We start from the raw sequence: 19,742 nt of genomic DNA on the forward strand, positions 1-19,742 counted from the left end.
GACTTGCATGTATTAGGCACGCCGCCAGCGTTCGTCCTGAGCCAGGATCAAACTCTCATTAAAAGTTATGATAATGTCTTGCGACATTTAGCTCATTGTTGTTTGCTAGCGAATTGACTTCACTAAAATTAAAAATGTTTGTTGTTTTTACAAGATGTAAAAACGCCCTACACATTTGGTTTGTCTTACTTTGTTCAGTTTTCAAAGGTCTACTTCGTTGCGTTTCAGCAACTCATATATCATAACAAGAAGTGAAATGTTTGTCAACCTCTTTTTTGATATTTTTTTAAATCTTTCTGAATGAAATCAATCGTTTGCACGAGTTGTTTCTTTCAACTTTAGTAGAATAACATAACAAGAATGTTCTTGTCAACACTTTTCTAAAAAAGTTTTTTTCGTTGATTTAAAAAGGTTTAGCTGTCTTAACGACATGTATTAATATACCAAGAGAAAGCCATTTCGTCAACACAAATTTGCATATTTTTTTCAGTTTATACAAAAACTATACATTGATAAAAAATGAACACCAATCATTCGTTTTTAACCCATTCATATCCTCTATCTATTAATTTTTCTGCTATGATATTCGTATAAAAATAAGGGAAGCTAGTTGCTTCCCCTTTTTTTATTTCATTGTTGGAAAAAGTAATACATCTCTTATAGATTGTGAGTTGGTCAATAGCATTACCAAGCGATCAACCCCAATTCCTAGCCCTCCTGTTGGTGGCATACCGTATTCTAATGCTTCAATGAAGTCTTCATCGATACCGTGAGCTTCATCATTCCCTAATTCTTTTTCTTTAGCCTGCGCTTCAAATCGTTCTCTTTGATCAATAGGATCATTTAACTCAGTAAACGCATTTGCATATTCTTTTCCTACAATAAATAATTCAAAACGATCAGTAAAACGTTCGTCTTCTTTATTTTTCTTAGCCAATGGCGATATTTCAACTGGATGACCGTAGACAAAAGTTGGCTGAATTAGAGTTTCCTCGACAAAATGCTCGAAAAATTCATTGATTACATGTCCGACTTGCATGTGATTTTCTACTGAAACATGGTGTTCTTTTGCAATTTCACGTGCCTCTTCGTCAGTCATCACACGCCAAAAATCAACCCCGGTTTCTTCTTTAATAGCATCAACCATATGGACACGGCGCCAAGGCGAACCTAGATTTACTTCCACCTCACCATAAGGAACAGTTGTCTCACCCAACACATTTTTGGCAGCAGTTGTGATGATTCCCTCTGTCAAGTCCATAACATCTTGGTAATCCGTATATGCAGTATAAACTTCTAGCATAGTAAACTCTGGGTTATGTGTTGTATCGATACCCTCATTACGGAAAACACGCCCAATTTCGTAAACTTTTTCCATTCCACCAACAATGAGCCGTTTTAAATGTAGCTCTAGTGCAATACGTAGATATAAGTCCATATCTAATGCGTTATGGTGTGTAATAAACGGCCGTGCTGCTGCACCACCAGCCATATTATGAAGCGTTGGTGTCTCTACTTCTAAATAGCCGTGATTATTCAAATAATTGCGAATTTCCTTGATAATTTCACTTCTTTTTACAAAACTATCGAAACTATCCTTATTACTAATCAAATCTAAATATCTTTGACGATAGCGTTGTTCAATATTAGTTAATCCATGATACTTGTCTGGAAGCGGACGTAAAGCTTTGGATAGCAACACAAGACTAGTTGGTTTAATCGTTACTTCACCAGTATCAGTCTTCATTACATCGCCAGACACTCCGATAAAATCACCTAAATCAGCCTGCTTGAAGATTGCATAAGCTTCTTCTCCAACCGTATCTTTACGTACATAGATTTGGATCTGCCCTTCTCTATCTTGTAAGTGAGCAAAACCTACTTTTCCTTTCCCACGTTTCGTCATCATTCTTCCTGCGACTGTCGCTGTTAGTTTTTTCTCAGCAAGCTCCTCCTTCGTGTACTGGTCGTACGCATCGTGAAGTTCTTGAGAATCATGTGAACGTTCAAAGCGCATACCAAATGGATCAATTCCTTCTTCTTTAAGGTGAGCCATTTTCTCTCTTCTCACGCGTAATTGATCATTCATCTCTTCTTGGGTATGTTGTTGTTCCGTCAATTTTCTTCCTCCGTCCTTTTTTATCCACCTATTCTTTACTATAATGCCATATAAAAAACAAAAAAGGCAAGTATATCTTTCGAATTTTTGCCTTCTTTTTATTTTCGTATCCTCCTTCTTAGTCTAAAATGCCACTTTGTTCGATTTTATCCACGAATTCATCCAACACTTCAGTCATTTCTTCTTGTTTTAACGTTTGATTGACCGCTATCTTTGTCTTAGCTGCTCTTGGTATTCCTTTAAGATAGTAAGCAGCATGCTGCCTAAATTCCCGAACTGCAATATCTTCACCTTTTAAATCAACCAATCTTTGTAGATGTAGTTTAGCAGTCGCGATTTTTGCTCTAGGAGAAGGCTCTGGTACTAATTCGCCCGTTTCTAGGTAATGCTTTGTTTGATAAATCATCCACGGATTCCCTAGCGCAGCTCTTCCAATCATTACCCCATCGCAACCAACTTCATCCAACATCCGTTTTGCATCTTGAGGAGTCTTTACATCACCATTGCCCATAAAAGGAATCGAAAGCTTACTTTTTACTTTTGCCAAAACTTCCCAGTTTGCTTTTCCTTCATACATCTGTACTCGCGTGCGCCCATGCATCGCAATTGCGGCAGCACCAGCTTTTTCAGCAGCTAATGCATTTTCGATTGCAAACACATGCTCCGAATCCCAACCAATACGCATTTTAACCGTCACCGGAATTTTGACAGCGGAAGCCACCGCCTCGACCATCTCATACACCTTGTTCGGATCGAGTAACCATTTCGCCCCAGCCTCAGCCTTAATAATTTTATTCACAGGACAACCCATATTAATATCAATAATATCCACATCGGTATTTGCTTCTACAAATTGTGCTGCTTCCACCAATGTTTCCTTGTTGCCACCAAAAATCTGCAAGCTGAGTGGATGCTCTGTTTCTTCAATATGTAACATATCCAAAGTCTTTTGATTACGAAAATGAATTCCCTTATCACTCACCATCTCGCAAACCACAAGACCTGCACCAAACTCTTTCACAGTTACACGAAACGCAGCATTGCTAATACCTGCCATTGGAGCCACCACTACTCGGTTAGGGATTTTAACATTGCCTATTTTCCACATTGCTTTCTCTCTACCCCTTTATTATTTCTTGTTTCAAATCTTCTAGTTCTTTCTCTGTATATAAGTACTTATTGCCACAAAAATGACAAACTGCTTCTGCCCCGTGATCTTCTTTTATCATCGAATCAATCTCTTTGACCCCCAATGTAATAATTGCAGAGGCAAATTTTTCTTTGGAGCAATCACATTTGAATTGAACGGGCATTTTATCTAAAATTTTAATGTTCTCCGCACCTAAAAGTCGCTCTAGAATTTGCTCTGGCGTTTCCCCTTTGTCCATCAACTTGGAAACCAGAGGAATCGTTGCGATTCTCTTTTCAACCTCCGCAAGCGTCTCATCCGTTGCTCCTGGCATTACCTGAATCATAAAGCCACCAGAGGCCTTAATCGTTTCGTCAGTATCAACTAAAACACTTAATCCAACCGCTGAGGGAACTTGCTCAGAGTTCGCCATATAATAGGCAAAGTCTTCTCCTAACTCTCCTGAAACAAGGGGGACTTGACCAGTAAAGGGTTCTTTAAGTCCTAAATCTTTTGTCACACTCAAAATACCTTCTGTCCCCACTGCACCGCGTACATCAATTTTCCCTTTATTATTTAAAGGAAGGCTGACTTTAGGATTTTGGATATATCCTTTGACATTTCCACTACCATCACTGTCAACTACTATCGCTCCGCCAGGTCCATTCCCTTGAACTTTGACCGTTAGTTTGTCTTCTCCTTTTACTGTTGCACCAAGCAAAAGCGAAGCCACCATCGTTCTGCCAAGCGCTGCAGAAGAGGCGCTCCAAGTCTCATGCTTTTGTTGCGCTACTCCCACTGTATCTGTGGCACGAACAGCATACGCTCTAATTTGCCCTTCAAAGGCCAATGCTTTGATTAAATAATCGCTCATCTATATTCTCCTTCTAATTTTCTCATGACATAATATAAGGTGGGTTGCACGATGCAACCCACCTTAATCTTACAATATTCTCTAGAAAGTTCAAACCTTTCAGCTTTTATTCTGTAGGTGTTTCCTTGCTATCTGAGTTTTCTTTTGTTTCTTTTGCTTCTTCTTGTTTTTCTTCTGCTTGCTTTTGAGCATCACGTTCATCCGCAGCTCTTTTCGCTTCTTCAAAAGTAGCAGCTTTTTCGCTAGGGAATTGATTTTCTGTTACATCTTTTGGCATTTCTCCAGTTTCAAACAATGATTTAATACTGCGTGCATCTAATGTCTCAAATTCTAGTAATTTTTCTGCAATTAATTGATGTTTTTCGTGATATTCTTCAATAATTTCACGCGCTTTTGCGTGAGCTTTGTTTAGAATTGCCCGAACTTCTTCGTCAATTTGATAAGCAACTTGTTCAGAATAAGCTTTTGTTTGTCCATAATCTCTACCGACAAATACTTGATGGTTTCCTTCATACTGAACCGGTCCTAATTTGTCACTCATCCCGTACTCTGTCACCATACTACGCGCCATTGCTGTTGCTTGCTCAAAATCATTACTTGCTCCTGTAGACTGCACATCAAAGATTACTTCTTCAGCAGTACGTCCACCAAGCAAGCCAACGATTTGTTGGAACATCTCGTCTTTTGTCATCAAGAAGCGATCCTCTTTGGGCAAGGCAATCATGTATCCGCCAGCACGTCCACGAGGAACAATTGTTACTTTGTGAACAACACGCGCATCGCTTAGCACCAAACCACAGATTGTATGCCCCGCTTCATGATAAGCAACCATTTTGCGTTCTTTTTGACTGACAACACGATCTTTCTTAGCTGGACCTGCAATCACACGGTCTTCTGCTTCATCAATATCAGAAGCATCAATCTTTTTCTTGTTCCGACGAGCAGCCACTAACGCTGCTTCATTTAAAACATTTTCTAAGTCCGCTCCAGCAAACCCTGGTGTTTGTTGTGCAACCACTTTTAAATCAACATCGTCTGCTAATGGTTTATTTCTAGCATGTACTTTCAAAATGGCTTCACGTCCTTTAACATCTGGACGTCCCACAAGAATTTGACGATCAAAACGACCTGGACGAAGTAACGCTGGATCTAATACATCAGAACGGTTCGTTGCAGCAATGACAATAACTCCTTCATTTCCGCTAAATCCGTCCATTTCTACTAGCATTTGGTTAAGGGTTTGTTCACGTTCATCGTGTCCACCACCCATACCAGCACCACGTTGGCGTCCAACCGCATCAATCTCATCAATAAAGATAATAGAAGGTGCATTTTTCTTAGCTGTTTCAAACAAGTCACGAACACGGCTTGCCCCAACACCGACAAACATCTCTACAAAGTCAGAACCTGAGATGGAATAAAAAGGCACACCCGCTTCACCAGCAACGGCTTTTGCAAGCAATGTTTTCCCAGTCCCTGGAGGACCCTCTAGTAGCACACCTGCTGGAATGCGCGCCCCTATCTCTAAGAAACGACGTGGATCTTTTAGGAACTCTACCACTTCTACTAATTCTTGTTTTTCTTCTTCTGCACCTGCTACATCGGAAAAACGAATTTTATTTGCTTTTTTATCTGCTTCTTTTGCTTTTGATTTTCCAAAGTTCATCACACGGCCATTACCGCCACCTTGACCACCTTGGCCCATCATCATATAAAAGAAGAAAACTAAAATCACAATTGGGAGAAAACTAGCTATTAGCGAAATCCATAGTCCACTATTAGACTCCGGCTTAATTGTGACATCTGTTTTGCTTTCTTTGGCCAACGCATTCACTTCGGCAAGGGTAGAATCATTGGGTAAAACAATTGTCGTAAATTTTGTCGTAGTGATTTCTGTACTACCTAAAATAGAAAGTCCATCACTTTTCACTTTTTGTTTTGAATTGTATTCACCACTAATTGTATACGCACCATTTGAAGGTTGAACACTAAACCCTTTCACTTTCCCTTCTTTTAATTGCTCACTAAATTTAGAGTAAGTAATGTCTGGTGATTGTGTATTATTTGGTCCAAAAACGAAGTAGACAACTAGCACCATGGCTAAGACTGCTAGCACATAGTAAAGACCGCTCTTCATTCCATTATTCTGTTTTTTCATTTATGTCCTCCCTCTAAGCTACAGATATATTTCCAATATATCCAACGCTAACATAATACCATACTTTTGTTATTTCTGTTACTCATTTGCTGTTTCATAAATTTCTGGTTTTAAAACGCCTACGTATGGTAAATTACGATACGCCTCAGCATAGTCAAGTCCATATCCCACAACGAATTCATTAGGAACATTAAAGCCTACATAATCTGCTTTAATATCCACTAATCTGCCTTCCACTTTATCCAAAAGCGTTACAATCTGAACGGATTTTGCTTTACGATATTTAAACAGCTCCACCAAATATTTGAGAGTTTGACCACTATCAATGATATCTTCGACAATTAATATGTCTCGACCTTCCACGTTTGTGTCTAAATCTTTTAAAATTTTTACTTCACCGGATGAAACTGTGCCAGTGCCATAACTTGAAACATCCATAAAATCCATCTCTAACGGAATATTCATTGAACGGACAATGTCAGCCATGAAAGGAACTGCTCCTTTTAAGATTCCCACTACCAAAGGATTTACCCCTTGATACTTTTCGCCTAAAACTTGTCCCAATTCAGCTGTTTTTTTGGCAATATCTTCTTTTGAATAAATAATTTTTTTTATATCTTGATCTAACATATTGTTCTCCTTCCAAACTTACTCATTTTTAAAATAAATGAGTCTGTAATGTATTTTATCAGTTTCTTTCTCAATACTCAAATAGGATTTACGAAAAGGGACTAACCACAAAATTTTGTCTAAATAATCTGTTACAACCCAAGACTGTAAGCGAAGTGTAGCTTCGATTTTTTGATCAATGAAAATACGCCTAATTTTCTTAGTATGTCCCCGCGCATCGATTACCATTTTGTCCCCAGGTTGACGTTTACGAACACAAAGTGGCAAGGGGATTTCACTAGAAATCACACAGCTGTCTTGTTGCGTCCATCTTTTTAATTCTTCTGGCAACGCAATTGACTCCTGCTCTATAAATAAGCCCATCGCCTCATTCGAGGAAAGTTTGTGCCATTGATTTTCATTTAGAAAAACCGGAGACTGAGATAGTGAGTCTTCTTCGACCTTTTGCTGCCTTAATTGCGCCGTTTGGTAACTTTTGACAAGTCGAAAGCCATGACTTAGATGCAACACTTTCTTCCCTTCATCTCCGAGTAGTAATGTTTGAACCTGCTTTATTGTAACAAAGTTTAATTTAGCTTTTCGAAGTAAGCCTTGTTTTTGAAATAATTCATAAAGTAAATAGTATTGTAAGCTTTTGGAACATTGTCGGAATTCTGCTAAGCGAATCTCCCAGACATCCTCTTCTGCTTGCTCAAAAACTGCTGAGAAGTGGGTGGCTACCACCTCACCAATCAAATCATTGGCCTCATTTATTTGTTCAGCTAAATGAGCTACTTGCGTCAAAAATTGAGGATTTTCTTTTTTCATAAGGGGGACCACTTCTTGCCTGATACGATTTCTAAAATAATCTGCTTGCAAATTGGTCGCATCTTCAAACCACATTAATTGATTTTCCTTAGCATATTGTTTTATTTCACTTTTTGAAAAATGTAAAAATGGACGAATTAGCTTGTATCCACCAAATGCTCTTTCTGACTTTATGCCACGCAAATTTTGTAAAAAGCCACCCTTGATCAGCCGCATAAGAACCGTTTCTGCTTGATCATCTGCATGATGTGCAGTGACTAAGCAGTCATAATTTTCATTATTTAAAAGCTCTAGGAAAAATTGATAACGAAACGCTCGTGCACGTGCCTCAACGTTCGTGCTAATTGTAGCTCCTTCCTCCCAACGGGTAGAAAAAAAAGGAATTCCTCTTATCTGACAATAATCACGCAAAAAAACCTCTTCTTGATTTGACTCTTTTCTAAGCCCATGATTTACATGTGCCACGCCAAATTTCAAAGAAGATTCACTAGAACATTTTTCAAACAAATTCAGCAATACCATGGAATCAACTCCACCAGAAACAGCTAGTAAAATCGTTTGATTTTCCAGTCGTTCTTTCTGAAATGATTGATAAAAAAATTGCTCAATATTCATCTGAGGATATCCTTTCTAAAAAATGAAAAAGGTTGGGACAATTGTCTACCAACCTTCATTTTATTTCAAATTAATTGCGACGTCCGCCGCGTCCACCACGTTTTCCTTCAGTATTTCTTTTCAAAGAAGTCAAACGATCATCACTATCTTTCAAAAAAGAACTCATCAACGAATCAAAATCTTGTTTTTTCGCTACTTGTGGAGCAGCTTTCTTTGGAGCAGAATGATGTGGTCGAGTATACTCTTTTTTTGGTCTTTCTTTTGTTTCTTCTAGTGTTCTACGAATTGATAATCCCACTTTGCCATCATCACCAACAGACATCACCTTGACTGTCACTTGATCTCCGACTGTTAAAACATCGTGAATATCTTTTACATAACTATTTGAAACTTCACTAATATGAACCAACCCAGTTTTACCTTCTCCTAGATCGATAAAAGCACCAAAATTCGTGATACCCGAAACCTTTCCAGCGAGTTTTGCTCCTACTTCAATTGACATAAACCAAATGCTCCTCCTTAAATCTTCCCTTTTATTCTTTCATTTTTTAAACCAGTTTATTACAAACAGTCTCTGAATCGCTTCATTACACTGTTGTTATTACCTTTTACTGCATTGTTTTGCTACTTACTAGATTCGGTTTCATTTCCTTGAGGATAATTATACACTTTTTCTCCATCTTTTGACAGATAGTATTTACTTCTTGCTAATTTTTCAACATATGATGTATCTTTCAGTAAATTTACTTCGTCCGTCAACTCTTTTTTTTGCGCTGCAGAAGTCTTCTGTTGTTTTAAAACAGTCTGTTTTTCTGCTTTTAAAGTTTGCAACTCTCTGTAATTTTTATAGATATTAATACTTGACACTAACAAAAAAATTGCCGCAATAACAAAAAGCAAGGACAGTCTACGACGACGAAAGACAAGTTGTTTCTGCGTTTTTTGAAAATGCTTCATTTGTTTTTTTGTATAATGATTGTCCAGAGAAGCAATATTCGAAACATTTTTTCTTGCTAACTTCATCTTTAAAACTCCAATCTTTTTATTATTGTTCCTATTATACCAACTTAAAAAGCGATTGTCTAACCCAATTTTTCAAAGGAAGCATCCCGAGTTTCTTGGATAATTTTATACATATCCTTTGCATCTTCTTTTTTGGTAGATTCTTGTAGCTGTGTCACTTCGACTTCTAGCACTTTGTTGCCAAAAACAATTTTCAAATGATCCCCTACTTTGACATCAGTAGATGATTTTGCTAACTGCCCATTGATCTGAATTCTACCTTTATCTGCCACTTCTTTTGCTACAGTCCGACGTTTGATAATTCTTGACACTTTTAAATATTTATCTAATCTCATGTTTTTCTCCATTTCTATTTTTTAGTGATAGTAGTTTTTTTCCATAAGGTATCAACAACCATTCTCTTGTGCTAAACACTTTTAACTTTAAAATTGAAAGCAAAAAAATTGTTGCCCCAATCAAAACACCCATTAGAGCCAGGCATAGTGCAAACATTCGCTTGAGATTGACACCAAATAAATACCCCACTCCATTCTTGTATAAAACAAGGATTACTCCCATTATACCGATACATAGCAAGAGCTTCAAATAAAAAAATGCGCTAAACGTTGTCACTTTCCAAGAATATTTAAAACAAAGATGCAGTACACTCACACAACAAACTAGCCCTAATAGCGTAGAGGCACTAGCCCCGTTGATACCAAAATATTTTGTCAAAAGGACAATAGCCACTAGTTTTCCTAAAATCCCCAAAAAAGCTGCTATCAAAACTGGTTTCAGACAACTATAGCTTTGAAAAACGGTTTGATAAGCTTGAATCAGTGACATAAAAAAAACAGCAAAAACAAAAATCATTAAGGCAGTGTTTTGCGCCGTACTCCCAAAAAGCCCACGATTGACAAAAGGCAGTATACATGCAAGACCACACGAGGCGGCAAGACCCACAACAAATGTCAAACGTAAATACAGGCTAGTTGCAAACAAAAATTTTTCTTTTCTTTTTGTCACATAGTACTTTGTTAGCACAGGTAAATAGACCGCCATCAAAGAAGTCGCAACTACTAGACCCAACTGGACTAAAGGCTGTCCTCGATCAAAGATTCCTTTCGTAACTTTCGCTTGAGTTTCTGACATACCTATACGTACCAGTAAATTCTTGATAAAAAAAGAATCAATCAATTGAAAAAGAATCAGATATGCGCTGTAAATGCAGACTACTCCACCCTCATAGCCAAACCTTTTGACATTACGCACACTTTCTTTGAAAGACTGTTTACTCATTTTTGTAATTTTTGGCAAACGAATCTCTTTTTTTAGCTGTTTGCGACTATACACGACTAAAACCAGATAAGCAGCCCCAATCCCAAGCACAGCACCTGAGATTGCCCACGTGCCCATTTGGTATAACGACATCCGAGTTTTTGTAAAGAAAAAGGCAGCCAGTAATATTGTTGCGACACGAATAACTTGTTCCCAGAGCTGAGAAATCGCTGTAGGTGCCATTTGTAGCTCTCCTTGAAAGTACCCTCTGTATGTTGCGACAGCTGGTGCCAGCAAAAAAACAAAAGAAGTCATACGAATCAAGCTACTCAACTTAGCATCCCCCATTAATCGGGCTAAACACGTACCTCCAAAGAAAGTACCGAGGAACAAGCCTAAAGATAACACAACAAACAATGGATAGAATGTCTGAATTGCTTCTTCTTTTTCTAGTTGGTTGTCCTTTTCTGCAATGATTTTTGAAAAAAACACAGGGATTCCAGACAAAGCAAGTGTCATGGCAATCCCATAAATAGGGTAAACTTGTTGATACACATAAAAGCCTTCGTCACCAACAAGGTTTTGAAAAGGAACACGGTAAATCGCACTTAAAATTTTGACGAGTAAAGAGGTAATCGTCAAAATCATGGTTCCCTTTGCTAATTTACTGGTTGTTTGTGTCATCGGCCTCTCCATTTTCAGTTGAGTGGGAGGAAGCGTTCATTTGATATTTCTGCTTGCGCAAAGCTGAAACAAACTGAACAATTTCGTTGAGCCAAATGGCCTCATCCATATTTTTTTCGATGCGCAAATGAACGAGGATTTTGTCCCCATCCATGCCTAAATCTGCTTTAAGCTTGGTACTAGATAGCGCCTCAAAGATTTGTTCAACATTATAAGCATATCGTCCAGTTTTGCTAATTGTAAAGCTGATTTTTTGTTGCTTACGACGGATACTTTCAATCATCGCCGCTTCGCTATGCATCTTGATTAACCCAATCGTTAGCAAATGTGCAACCTGATCTGGGTACTCGCCAAAACGGTCCAAAAGATCACTTTCAATCTCTTCATACATTTCTTCATTTTCCAACTGGCGGATTCGCTTATAAATTTCGATTTTTTGGCGTTCATCTTGAATATAGGTATTTGGTAAATAGGCATCTACTTCCAAATCAATTTCTACAACTGTTTTTTGTTTTTCCGGTGCGACTCCTTGTTTTCTAGCAACCGCTTCATTTAACATCTGTGTATACATATCAAATCCTACCGAGTCAATGAAGCCGTGCTGTTGAGCCCCTAAAAGATTTCCTGCACCACGAATAGACAAATCCCGCATGGCAATTTTAAAGCCCGATCCCAACTCAGTAAAGTCTTTGATTGCTTGAAGTCTCTTCTCACTGACCTCAGTCAAAATCTTTTGTGGCTCGTACATAAAATAAGCATACGCAATTCGATTACTCCGTCCGACACGTCCTCTTAATTGATACAACTGGGAAAGTCCCATATAATCTGCATTTTCAACAAATAATGTGTTCGCGTTTGGAATATCGACCCCTGTTTCTATAATTGTTGTCGTGACCAGAATGTCGTATTCTCCACTAATAAAGTCAAATAGTACATTTTCAAGTTGAATTTCCGTCATTTGTCCATGCGCATGTGCAATTCTTGCTTCTGGTACAAGTTCTTGCAGCTCATCCACTTTTTGAATAATTGTATCCACTCGGTTATGCAGATAAAAAATTTGGCCACCTCGTGCTATTTCACGTTCAATGCCTTCCCGAACAGCTCCAACATTTTTTTCCATTACATAGGTTTGAATTGGATACCGGTTAGCTGGTGGGGTCTCAATTACAGACAAATCTCGGACTCCTAGCATTGACATGTGTAAGGTTCTTGGGATTGGCGTAGCAGTGAGTGTTAGCACATCCACTTGTGCGCGTAGTTGCTTCAAGCGCTCTTTATGCTTGACGCCAAAACGTTGTTCCTCATCGATAACGAGTAACCCTAAATCCTGAAACTCAATATCTTGTGAGAGCAAACGATGGGTACCCACGACTATATCAATTTGTCCTTTTTTAAGACCTTCAATCGTTTCTTTTTGTTGTTTTCTCGTACGGAAACGGCTCATTAAACCGACTGATATCGGAAAAGCAGCAAATCTGTCGACCATTGTCTCGTAGTGTTGTTGGGCTAAGATGGTTGTTGGCACTAAAAATGCGACTTGTTTTCCATCTTGGATTGCCTTAAAAGCTGCCCGTAACGCCACTTCCGTTTTTCCGTATCCGACATCCCCGACAAGCAATCGATCCATTGATTTTTCTTTTTCCATATCTTTCTTAATCTCAACTGTACTACGCAGTTGATCTTCTGTTTCACTATATGGAAAAGCATCCTCAAATTCTTTTTGATACGCATCATCGGGTGAAAAAGCGTACCCTCTTTCTGCTTCTCTTTGCGCATAAAGCTTAATTAAGTCATCTGCAATATCCTCAATTTTAGCTGAAACTTTTTTCTTTGTTTTGCTCCATTCACTCCCACCTAGTTTGTTAATTCTAGGCGACTTAGATTCAGAAGCAACATATTTTTGAATAAGATCTAGCTGTGTCACTGGAATAAACAATTTGTCATTATTTTGGTAAAGAATCGTCATGTAGTCCTGATGAACCCCGTCAACTTCTAAAGTTTCCATGCCGATGTATTGACCAATCCCGTGATTTGCATGCACAACGTAGTCTCCTGGTTTGAGCTCGTTGTAATCTTTTAGCCGTTCTGCATTAGAGATGCTCGTCTTACGCGCTCTTTTTTTGGTAGTCGTATGCAAGATTTCTTTTTCTGTTACAACAACTAATCGCTCTTTTGGAAGCTCAAACCCTGCTTGCAACTGTCCCATTACAATCTGCAGTTGCCCAGGAATAAGCGTCCCTGCATGATTCACAACCGTACGAATCTCCGCATCAATAAATAATTCTTCCATTTTTTTACTACGCTCTGCATTTGGCACTAAGACAACCACTGTTTGCTTTTGCTTATGCCATCTATCCGTTTCCGCTTTTAATAAGGGAAGCTGACCAAAAAACTGTTGCATCGCACGGTACTCAAAGGTATAGATTCCTTGAAAACGTAGATTTCCCATTCCCTTTTGGAACAATGAAAAATACGTAATCGGTTGTTGCACTTGTTTAAACGTTTTTCGCATATCTGCTGCTAAACAAAGATTTGGAATAATTCTTTGTTCTTCAAGTTTTTGCACCATCCATTCAGCTTCATCTTTCGCCAACTCACGTTCACTTTCCATTAAACGGCTATAATCATCCACAAAAACGTAGCCTGATTCAGCTAGGTAATCAAAAATGGTGAATTTTTCCTTGTATAAAATATCCGCAAAATAGCGCATTTCTTCTGTATAGTTTCCTAAAGTCCATTCATCAGTGAGCCCCTCGAAATAACTTTCAACAAACGCTTGTTGTGTTTGATCAGAGATTTTTGAGCAATATTCCTTGGTACGCTCTGCTAATTTTTTTGCCCCCTCTTGCAACTGTTCCTCAGTAAAAAATAAGTCTTTAGCTGGAGAGATCATCGCTGAATCAACTCTTTGAATGGATCTTTGTGACTCTGCATCAAACTGACGAATAGATTCAATTTCTGTATCAAACAGTTCAATACGGATCGGATAATCCGCTGTCAGTGGATAAATATCTACAATTCCCCCACGGATGCTAAACTCTCCTGGCTTTGCCACCATTTGTTCTCTGACATATCCCATATGTATTAGCCTTTTGGGCAGGCTTTCTACGTCTAAATCTGCTCCTTCACTTAACTGAATTCGGCCTTGTTTCCACAAATCTGGGCTTGGCAGCCATTTTCTAGCACCCGCAAGCGGCACCACAACGATTCCAGTCTGATTTGCACTAAGAAAATCCAATGTTGCAATACGCTCCGAACTAAATTCGGGCGATGAAAAGGCCATCTCAGCTGCGACCATCTCATCAACTGGAAACAGGTGAATTTGCTCTTCTGGCAATACATTGCGTAAGTCATCTACCAAATTATTTGCATAATAAAGATTGGGTACGACCACCAACATCGGTTGTTTCTTTTCTTTAAAAAAAGCTTTGATTGCAAGTGTCTTGGCAGAACCAGCAAGCCCAATCACTAACTGATGTGTTTGGGCTTTACTTGCTTTGAACCATTCTTTAAATTGTGAAGAAGCGGAAAAAACCTCTATTAAATTTTCCACTACTCATTATCCTCCTTTACGATTATACTGATTCATTGTATTTTCAAATGTATTTCCCTGCGCCCAAAACAGCGCGGCATCTGCTGCTTTTTTAATAGAGCCAAGTACTAGCTCATGTTCGCTCCTTGGAAAAGTACTCAAGACATGTGTAACTACTGTTTGATTTACGCGAGGACGATCAATTCCAATCCTCAAACGATTGAATTCTTGTGTACCGAGGTGGGCAATTAAACTTTTAATTCCATTATGCCCTCCAGCACTTCCTTTGGCACGTAAACGAATAGCCCCAACTTCTAAATCCATATCATCATAAATCACAAGAAGATCTTCCAAGTCAATATGGTAGTAATCCATCAACGGCCGGATGGATCTGCCAGAGTCGTTCATAAAAGTTTGTGGTTTCACTAACAAAGTTTTTTCTGTCCCTATAAAAAACTCAGCAATCACCGCTTCATTTTGTTCTTTATTAAACGCACACCCTTGCTGTGCACAAATCTCATCAACGGTCATAAATCCTATATTATGTTTAGTCGCTTGGTATTTAGTCCCTGGATTCCCCAGCCCTACAATTAATTTCATGCTAAAAACCCCTTATACTGTATAATGGCAACAAAAAATGCTGCGCGATTATCCCATCGCCCAGTGTCTCTTCAGTATAACATATTTCATAGAAACCTCGATACAATTCCGCTCAAATTCATTGCTTTTTATAAAACGTGCTAAAGAAAAATAGCGAAAAAAAACTATGATAGTTTTCACGATATTTCATGACATTTCGCTTGTTCAATGTTATACTAAGTACAAAGTTTGTTTCTAAATTTATTACAGGGAGATGGATTATATCATGGTAGTTGCCAACAAAAAAAATCATCAAAAAGTAATTCTAGTCGGAGACGGAGCAGTAGGCTCTAGTTACGCATTCGCTTTAGTTACACAAAATATCGCACAAGAAGTTGGAATTGTTGATATTGATAAAAACAAAACAGAAGGTGACGCAATTGACTTGTCTCACGCATTAGCGTTCACTTCACCAAAGAAAATTTATTCTGCTGACTATTCTGATTGTCATGATGCAGATTTAGTTGTAATCACAGCTGGTGCTGCTCAAAAACCAGGTGAAACAAGATTAGATCTTGTGAACAAAAACTTGAAAATCTTCAAATCAATTGTCGGTTCAATCGTAGAAAGTGGCTTTGATGGTATTTTCTTAGTTGCTTCTAACCCAGTAGACATCTTAACTTACGCTACTTGGAAATTCTCAGGATTCCCTAAAAACCGCGTAATCGGTTCTGGTACTTCACTAGATTCAGCACGTTTCCGTCAAGCAATTGCGGAATTAACAGATGTTGATGCTCGTAACGTCCATGCTTATATCTTAGGTGAGCATGGAGATACTGAATTCCCAGTTTGGTCACATGCGAATATCGCTGGCTTACAAATTGAAGAATGGGTTAAAAATCACCCAGAAGTCAATGAAGAAGAACTTGTAAATATTTTCTTCGGTGTTCGTGATGCTGCGTACACAATCATTGAGAAAAAAGGTGCTACTTTCTACGGTATCGCTGTAGCGCTAGCTCGTATTACCAAAGCAATTTTAAATGACGAAGATGCAATTTTGCCATTATCTGTTTACTTAGACGGAAAATATGGTCAAAAAGACATTTATATTGGTGCACCAGCAATCGTCAATGCTCAAGGTATCAGCGACGTCATTGAAATTCCATTGAATGATGCAGAAAAAGAAAAAATGAATCAATCAGCTTCAGCACTTAAAAAAGTTCTTGATGATGCATTCGCTAATCTAGACTAATTTTAACGAAACAAAAAGAACAGTCAGCTGACTGTTCTTTTTTTGTTCCCTTCAATCAATCATAAGTAAGATAGCTCCTCATTCTGCCAATACTATGTTACAATATAATTACATTTAAATAATAAAGGAGCACTTATATATGAAAACGAAGAAATGGATGATTTTTTTATTCATTTTTATTGTTGCAATCGCCGGTGTTTACTTCTACCAAGCAAACTACTATCGCTCTCACTTCTTACCAAATACTAAGGCAAACTCTATTAGTTTGAAGAATAAGACTGTGACCGAGGCCAGTACAGCACTAACCGATGCTTTTAATAGTGAAAACTTTACGATCAAAGACCAAACTAGCACATGGAAAAGTGTAGCTAAAAAAGATATCGGTGTAAAAAACGAATACAAATCTTCCCTAACCAAACAACTAAACCGTCAAAATCCTTGGTTATGGTTTGGGGCCTACTTTGGAAAAAGTAACACCATTACAATTAAGGATACATCACTGAATCAAGAAGCACTAACAAGTTTCTTAGACAAGTTAAAGCCCGATTTGGAAAAAGTCAATACGAATCGTACGCTCACTGCTAACGCGAAAATCGAAAAAAAAGAAAGTGGCTTCGTTATTACTCCAGAAGTTACCGGAAACAATATCGATGTCACCAAAGCATTAGATGCGATTAAGTCCGCAATACAAAAAGGGGCAGATACACTAGATTTAAACAATTATGTCGTAAAACCAACTGTAACCTCTAACAGTAGCGAGATTAAAGCGGCTTTATCAAAAATTCAAAAGTTAGCTACCATTCAAGCGACTTATTCTATCAGCGGAAAATCTTTTACAATTCCTAAAGAGACCATCGAGAGTTGGTTGCAGTATGACGGAAAAGAAATCACTTTGGACAAAAATGCCGTTAAAAACTATGTCGAAAAATTAGGAGCTACCTATAATACTAGTACAGTTGCGACCTCATTTAAAAGCACTAAACGAGGGGAAGTATCCGTTCCTGCTGGGACATATAGCTGGACTATCCAAACCGACGATGAAACTCAAGCACTAACCAAAGCTATTCTTGCCGGTGAAAACTTCACCCGCTCTCCAATTACTCAAGGTAGTGCATCTCCTGGTAGTGCTTTGATCGGATCGACTTACATCGAAGTCGACCTGTCTAGTCAGCATATGTGGTATTACAAAGAGGGAAAACTACAAATCGAAACAGATATCGTTTCTGGGAAACCAAGCACTCCTACACCACAAGGAGTTTTCTACGTGTGGAACAAAGAACGTAACGCGACTCTAAAAGGAGAAAACTATGCTACTCCTGTAGATTATTGGATGCCAATTGACTGGAGCGGAGTCGGAATCCACGATTCCCCGTGGCAAGCAGCGTATGGTGGCACACGTTACACCACAAATGGTTCACATGGATGCGTAAACACACCGCCCGATGTTATGGCGAAATTATTTGATGCGGTAAGTGTTGGAACTCCAGTAATCGTTTTTTAGACACCTATTTACTTTTGCCAAAACCAATAAAGGCTCACTCATAAATTATTTGCATAATTTATGAGTGAGTTTTTTTGATAAAAAAATTTTTATTTATACATAAAATTATGTTTATCTAAATTAATAAAAGATTTTGTTTTAATATGCATTTTTTATATTATTTTTGTTATTAATTATAAAATTTAAATAAGTTAAAAACAATTTAACACATCTGATAAACCGCTTAAAAAGGAGACTTCTATACTATCACAAAGCAGATTCGCTTATGTATCAACTTTCTTATATAAAACACAGAAATTCCCTTTTGTTTTTTAATATAAAGACTCATGTATTTTTATTGATAAATATTTATTTATTTTATATAATATAGATGTAATGTTTTTTAGCCGATTTCATTACACAGTAGCTGAGGATTGGAATTATAAAATCTTTCTTGTTTTTTAGTTCTTATACCTCACTATATTGTTTGATTAAGAACTGTCTAAATTCAAAGGAGATGTGTTATTCATGAAAAAATTATTCGCCTTCACTCTAAGTGCTTTAGCTGTATTTACCTTAGCTTCTACTTCTTTATCAGCTTCAGCAGCACAAACAACACCTGGTCAAACTCCTACAGAGGTAGATATTGACTTTATGTAGTAAAAAAAAGCTTAACTACTTACAAGTAGTTAAGCTTTTTCTTTTAAATTATTCGTTTCCTCAAAAGCCTCAATTTTTTTCAAAAGATAATGATTATCATTATCTTCGGCATAAACTTTTGCTCGCCCAATCAAGTCTGTAATCTGTTCTTTATTTTTTTCTCTATCTAACTCATACAAATTGTACGCATAGATATAGCTAAGTGTATCTTTATAGCTACCAAAACGATACTCTCTCGTCAATTTCAGTCCTCGTTCGATTAGGTCATTGCTTTCTTCATATTCGCCAATCTTAGAAAAGTAGCGACTTGAATTATCCAAGATACGAATCACGTTTGATACATAATGAGAGTTAAGTTCTGGAACCTCTTCAACAAATTCACAAGAAAGTCGGAAGTAATAAGCGGCTTTTTCATTTTGTTTTTGTTTGAAATAAAGAACGCCCAAACAATTATACGTTAGTGCTGTATACAAATTATTGCCATTTTGAAGAGTAATATTTAGCACTTTATCAAATTCGAACTTGGCATCCTCATAGTCTTGATCTGCAACGAGCAAGATATCCCCCTTCAAAAAGTGATACTGCTCTTCGTAAGGTGTATCCCTGACACTTTCTTCCTTAACAGTTTGTAATACCTTTTTTGCTTCTTTGTGCTGCTGTATGGTCGTAAGTAGCTCTGTTTGTTGCATTTTTTCTTGAAGAGCTTGCAACCCACTAGCTGAAAATTCATCAAATACATCATTTAATGAAATCCCTAATCTTGTACAGATTTTGATTAGTATATCTACTGTAGGCGCTATATTTTTTGACTCAAGTTTGCTAATTGTAACTGGTGTACAAATGCCTTTACACAATTCCTTTTGTGTCATGTTGAGATTTTTTCTTGCTTGTCTAACTTCATTCCCCTTGAACAATGAATCACACCTCTCCTTTCAAATACAAT

At 37.8% G+C, this 19,742-nt stretch carries 16 protein-coding genes and 1 rRNA gene; 3 read left to right on the forward strand and 14 right to left on the reverse strand.

Annotated features, from left to right (window positions below; translation table 11 throughout):
- The 13 genes from CBF30_RS10395 to pth all read right to left on the reverse strand — a co-directional run.
- Positions 1-63, reverse strand: a 16S ribosomal RNA gene (locus tag CBF30_RS10395); the annotation flags it as partial.
- Positions 64-625: 562 nt separating this feature from the next.
- Positions 626-2,089, reverse strand: a complete 1,464-nt coding sequence (lysS, locus tag CBF30_RS10400; protein WP_211340507.1) for a lysine--tRNA ligase — start codon at positions 2,087-2,089, stop codon at positions 626-628.
- Positions 2,090-2,237: 148 nt separating this feature from the next.
- The gene (gene dusB, locus CBF30_RS10405; protein ID WP_126826410.1) at positions 2,238-3,227 is read right to left on the reverse strand and encodes a tRNA dihydrouridine synthase DusB; all 990 of its coding nucleotides are present in this window, start codon (positions 3,225-3,227) and stop codon (positions 2,238-2,240) included.
- A 10-nt stretch (positions 3,228-3,237) separates the two neighbouring features.
- Positions 3,238-4,122 (reverse strand): Hsp33 family molecular chaperone HslO, encoded by an 885-nt coding sequence (gene hslO / locus CBF30_RS10410; RefSeq protein ID WP_126826413.1) that lies wholly within the window; start codon positions 4,120-4,122, stop codon positions 3,238-3,240.
- Between the two features lie 106 nt (positions 4,123-4,228).
- Positions 4,229-6,280 (reverse strand): ATP-dependent zinc metalloprotease FtsH, encoded by a 2,052-nt coding sequence (gene ftsH, locus CBF30_RS10415; protein ID WP_126826416.1) that lies wholly within the window; start codon positions 6,278-6,280, stop codon positions 4,229-4,231.
- Between the two features lie 78 nt (positions 6,281-6,358).
- A complete protein-coding gene (hpt, locus tag CBF30_RS10420; protein ID WP_126826419.1) occupies positions 6,359-6,910 on the reverse strand; it encodes a hypoxanthine phosphoribosyltransferase in 552 nt (183 codons plus the stop codon).
- Positions 6,911-6,928: 18 nt separating this feature from the next.
- Positions 6,929-8,332: a tRNA lysidine(34) synthetase TilS gene (gene tilS / locus CBF30_RS10425; protein ID WP_126826423.1), complete on the reverse strand. Its 1,404-nt coding sequence runs from the start codon at positions 8,330-8,332 to the stop codon at positions 6,929-6,931.
- A gap of 70 nt (positions 8,333-8,402) precedes the next feature.
- The gene (locus tag CBF30_RS10430; protein ID WP_126826426.1) at positions 8,403-8,834 is read right to left on the reverse strand and encodes a S1 domain-containing RNA-binding protein; all 432 of its coding nucleotides are present in this window, start codon (positions 8,832-8,834) and stop codon (positions 8,403-8,405) included.
- Positions 8,835-8,956: 122 nt separating this feature from the next.
- The gene (locus CBF30_RS10435) at positions 8,957-9,355 is read right to left on the reverse strand and encodes an FtsB family cell division protein (RefSeq protein WP_126826429.1); all 399 of its coding nucleotides are present in this window, start codon (positions 9,353-9,355) and stop codon (positions 8,957-8,959) included.
- Positions 9,356-9,414: 59 nt separating this feature from the next.
- Positions 9,415-9,690 carry an RNA-binding S4 domain-containing protein gene (locus CBF30_RS10440; protein ID WP_126826432.1) on the reverse strand — a complete coding sequence of 92 codons (276 nt, stop codon included), beginning with the start codon at positions 9,688-9,690 and terminating at the stop codon, positions 9,415-9,417.
- Positions 9,677-11,296: a putative polysaccharide biosynthesis protein gene (locus CBF30_RS10445; protein ID WP_170169008.1), complete on the reverse strand. Its 1,620-nt coding sequence runs from the start codon at positions 11,294-11,296 to the stop codon at positions 9,677-9,679. The genes CBF30_RS10440 and CBF30_RS10445 overlap by 14 nt, the downstream gene beginning before the upstream one ends.
- Positions 11,277-14,849 (reverse strand): transcription-repair coupling factor, encoded by a 3,573-nt coding sequence (mfd, locus tag CBF30_RS10450; protein WP_390221260.1) that lies wholly within the window; start codon positions 14,847-14,849, stop codon positions 11,277-11,279. The genes CBF30_RS10445 and mfd overlap by 20 nt, the downstream gene beginning before the upstream one ends.
- Positions 14,850-14,855: 6 nt before the next feature.
- Complete coding sequence (pth, locus tag CBF30_RS10455) at positions 14,856-15,428, reverse strand: aminoacyl-tRNA hydrolase (RefSeq protein WP_126826438.1); 573 nt, start codon at positions 15,426-15,428, stop codon at positions 14,856-14,858.
- A gap of 265 nt (positions 15,429-15,693) precedes the next feature.
- Between pth and CBF30_RS10460 the strand changes: the two genes are divergently transcribed.
- The 3 genes from CBF30_RS10460 (at position 15,694) to CBF30_RS12110 (ending at position 18,799) form a co-directional block, all read left to right on the forward strand.
- Complete coding sequence (locus CBF30_RS10460) at positions 15,694-16,659, forward strand: L-lactate dehydrogenase (protein ID WP_126826789.1); 966 nt, start codon at positions 15,694-15,696, stop codon at positions 16,657-16,659.
- 139 nt (positions 16,660-16,798) lie between these two features.
- A complete protein-coding gene (locus CBF30_RS10465) occupies positions 16,799-18,160 on the forward strand; it encodes a L,D-transpeptidase family protein (RefSeq protein ID WP_126826441.1) in 1,362 nt (453 codons plus the stop codon).
- Positions 18,161-18,667: 507 nt separating this feature from the next.
- Positions 18,668-18,799, forward strand: a complete 132-nt coding sequence (locus tag CBF30_RS12110; protein ID WP_281273619.1) for a hypothetical protein — start codon at positions 18,668-18,670, stop codon at positions 18,797-18,799.
- A gap of 29 nt (positions 18,800-18,828) precedes the next feature.
- Here the strand turns inward: CBF30_RS12110 and CBF30_RS10470 are convergent, their stop codons facing one another.
- A complete protein-coding gene (locus CBF30_RS10470; protein ID WP_126826444.1) occupies positions 18,829-19,713 on the reverse strand; it encodes a helix-turn-helix transcriptional regulator in 885 nt (294 codons plus the stop codon).
- Positions 19,714-19,742: the final 29 nt, after the last annotated feature.

Source organism: Vagococcus entomophilus, assembly GCF_003987595.1.
Classification (GTDB): Bacteria; Bacillota; Bacilli; order Lactobacillales; family Vagococcaceae; genus Vagococcus_E; species Vagococcus_E entomophilus.

Excerpts from the sequence above, each read along its gene's own strand:
- CBF30_RS12110 (WP_281273619.1), top strand. The coding sequence starts at position 18,668 with ATGAAAAAATTATTCGCCTTCACTCTAAGTGCTTTAGCTGTATTTACC.
- CBF30_RS10460 (WP_126826789.1), top strand. The coding sequence starts at position 15,694 with ATGGTAGTTGCCAACAAAAAAAATCATCAAAAAGTAATTCTAGTCGGA.
- tilS (WP_126826423.1), bottom strand. The coding sequence starts at position 8,332 with ATGAATATTGAGCAATTTTTTTATCAATCATTTCAGAAAGAACGACTG.
- hslO (WP_126826413.1), bottom strand. The coding sequence starts at position 4,122 with ATGAGCGATTATTTAATCAAAGCATTGGCCTTTGAAGGGCAAATTAGA.
- lysS (WP_211340507.1), bottom strand. The coding sequence starts at position 2,089 with ATGAATGATCAATTACGCGTGAGAAGAGAGAAAATGGCTCACCTTAAA.
- ftsH (WP_126826416.1), bottom strand. The coding sequence starts at position 6,280 with ATGAAAAAACAGAATAATGGAATGAAGAGCGGTCTTTACTATGTGCTA.
- CBF30_RS10430 (WP_126826426.1), bottom strand. The coding sequence starts at position 8,834 with ATGTCAATTGAAGTAGGAGCAAAACTCGCTGGAAAGGTTTCGGGTATC.
- CBF30_RS10465 (WP_126826441.1), top strand. The coding sequence starts at position 16,799 with ATGAAAACGAAGAAATGGATGATTTTTTTATTCATTTTTATTGTTGCA.
- CBF30_RS10440 (WP_126826432.1), bottom strand. The coding sequence starts at position 9,690 with ATGAGATTAGATAAATATTTAAAAGTGTCAAGAATTATCAAACGTCGG.
- dusB (WP_126826410.1), bottom strand. The coding sequence starts at position 3,227 with ATGTGGAAAATAGGCAATGTTAAAATCCCTAACCGAGTAGTGGTGGCT.
- CBF30_RS10435 (WP_126826429.1), bottom strand. The coding sequence starts at position 9,355 with ATGAAGTTAGCAAGAAAAAATGTTTCGAATATTGCTTCTCTGGACAAT.
- pth (WP_126826438.1), bottom strand. The coding sequence starts at position 15,428 with ATGAAATTAATTGTAGGGCTGGGGAATCCAGGGACTAAATACCAAGCG.
- CBF30_RS10445 (WP_170169008.1), bottom strand. The coding sequence starts at position 11,296 with ATGACACAAACAACCAGTAAATTAGCAAAGGGAACCATGATTTTGACG.
- hpt (WP_126826419.1), bottom strand. The coding sequence starts at position 6,910 with ATGTTAGATCAAGATATAAAAAAAATTATTTATTCAAAAGAAGATATT.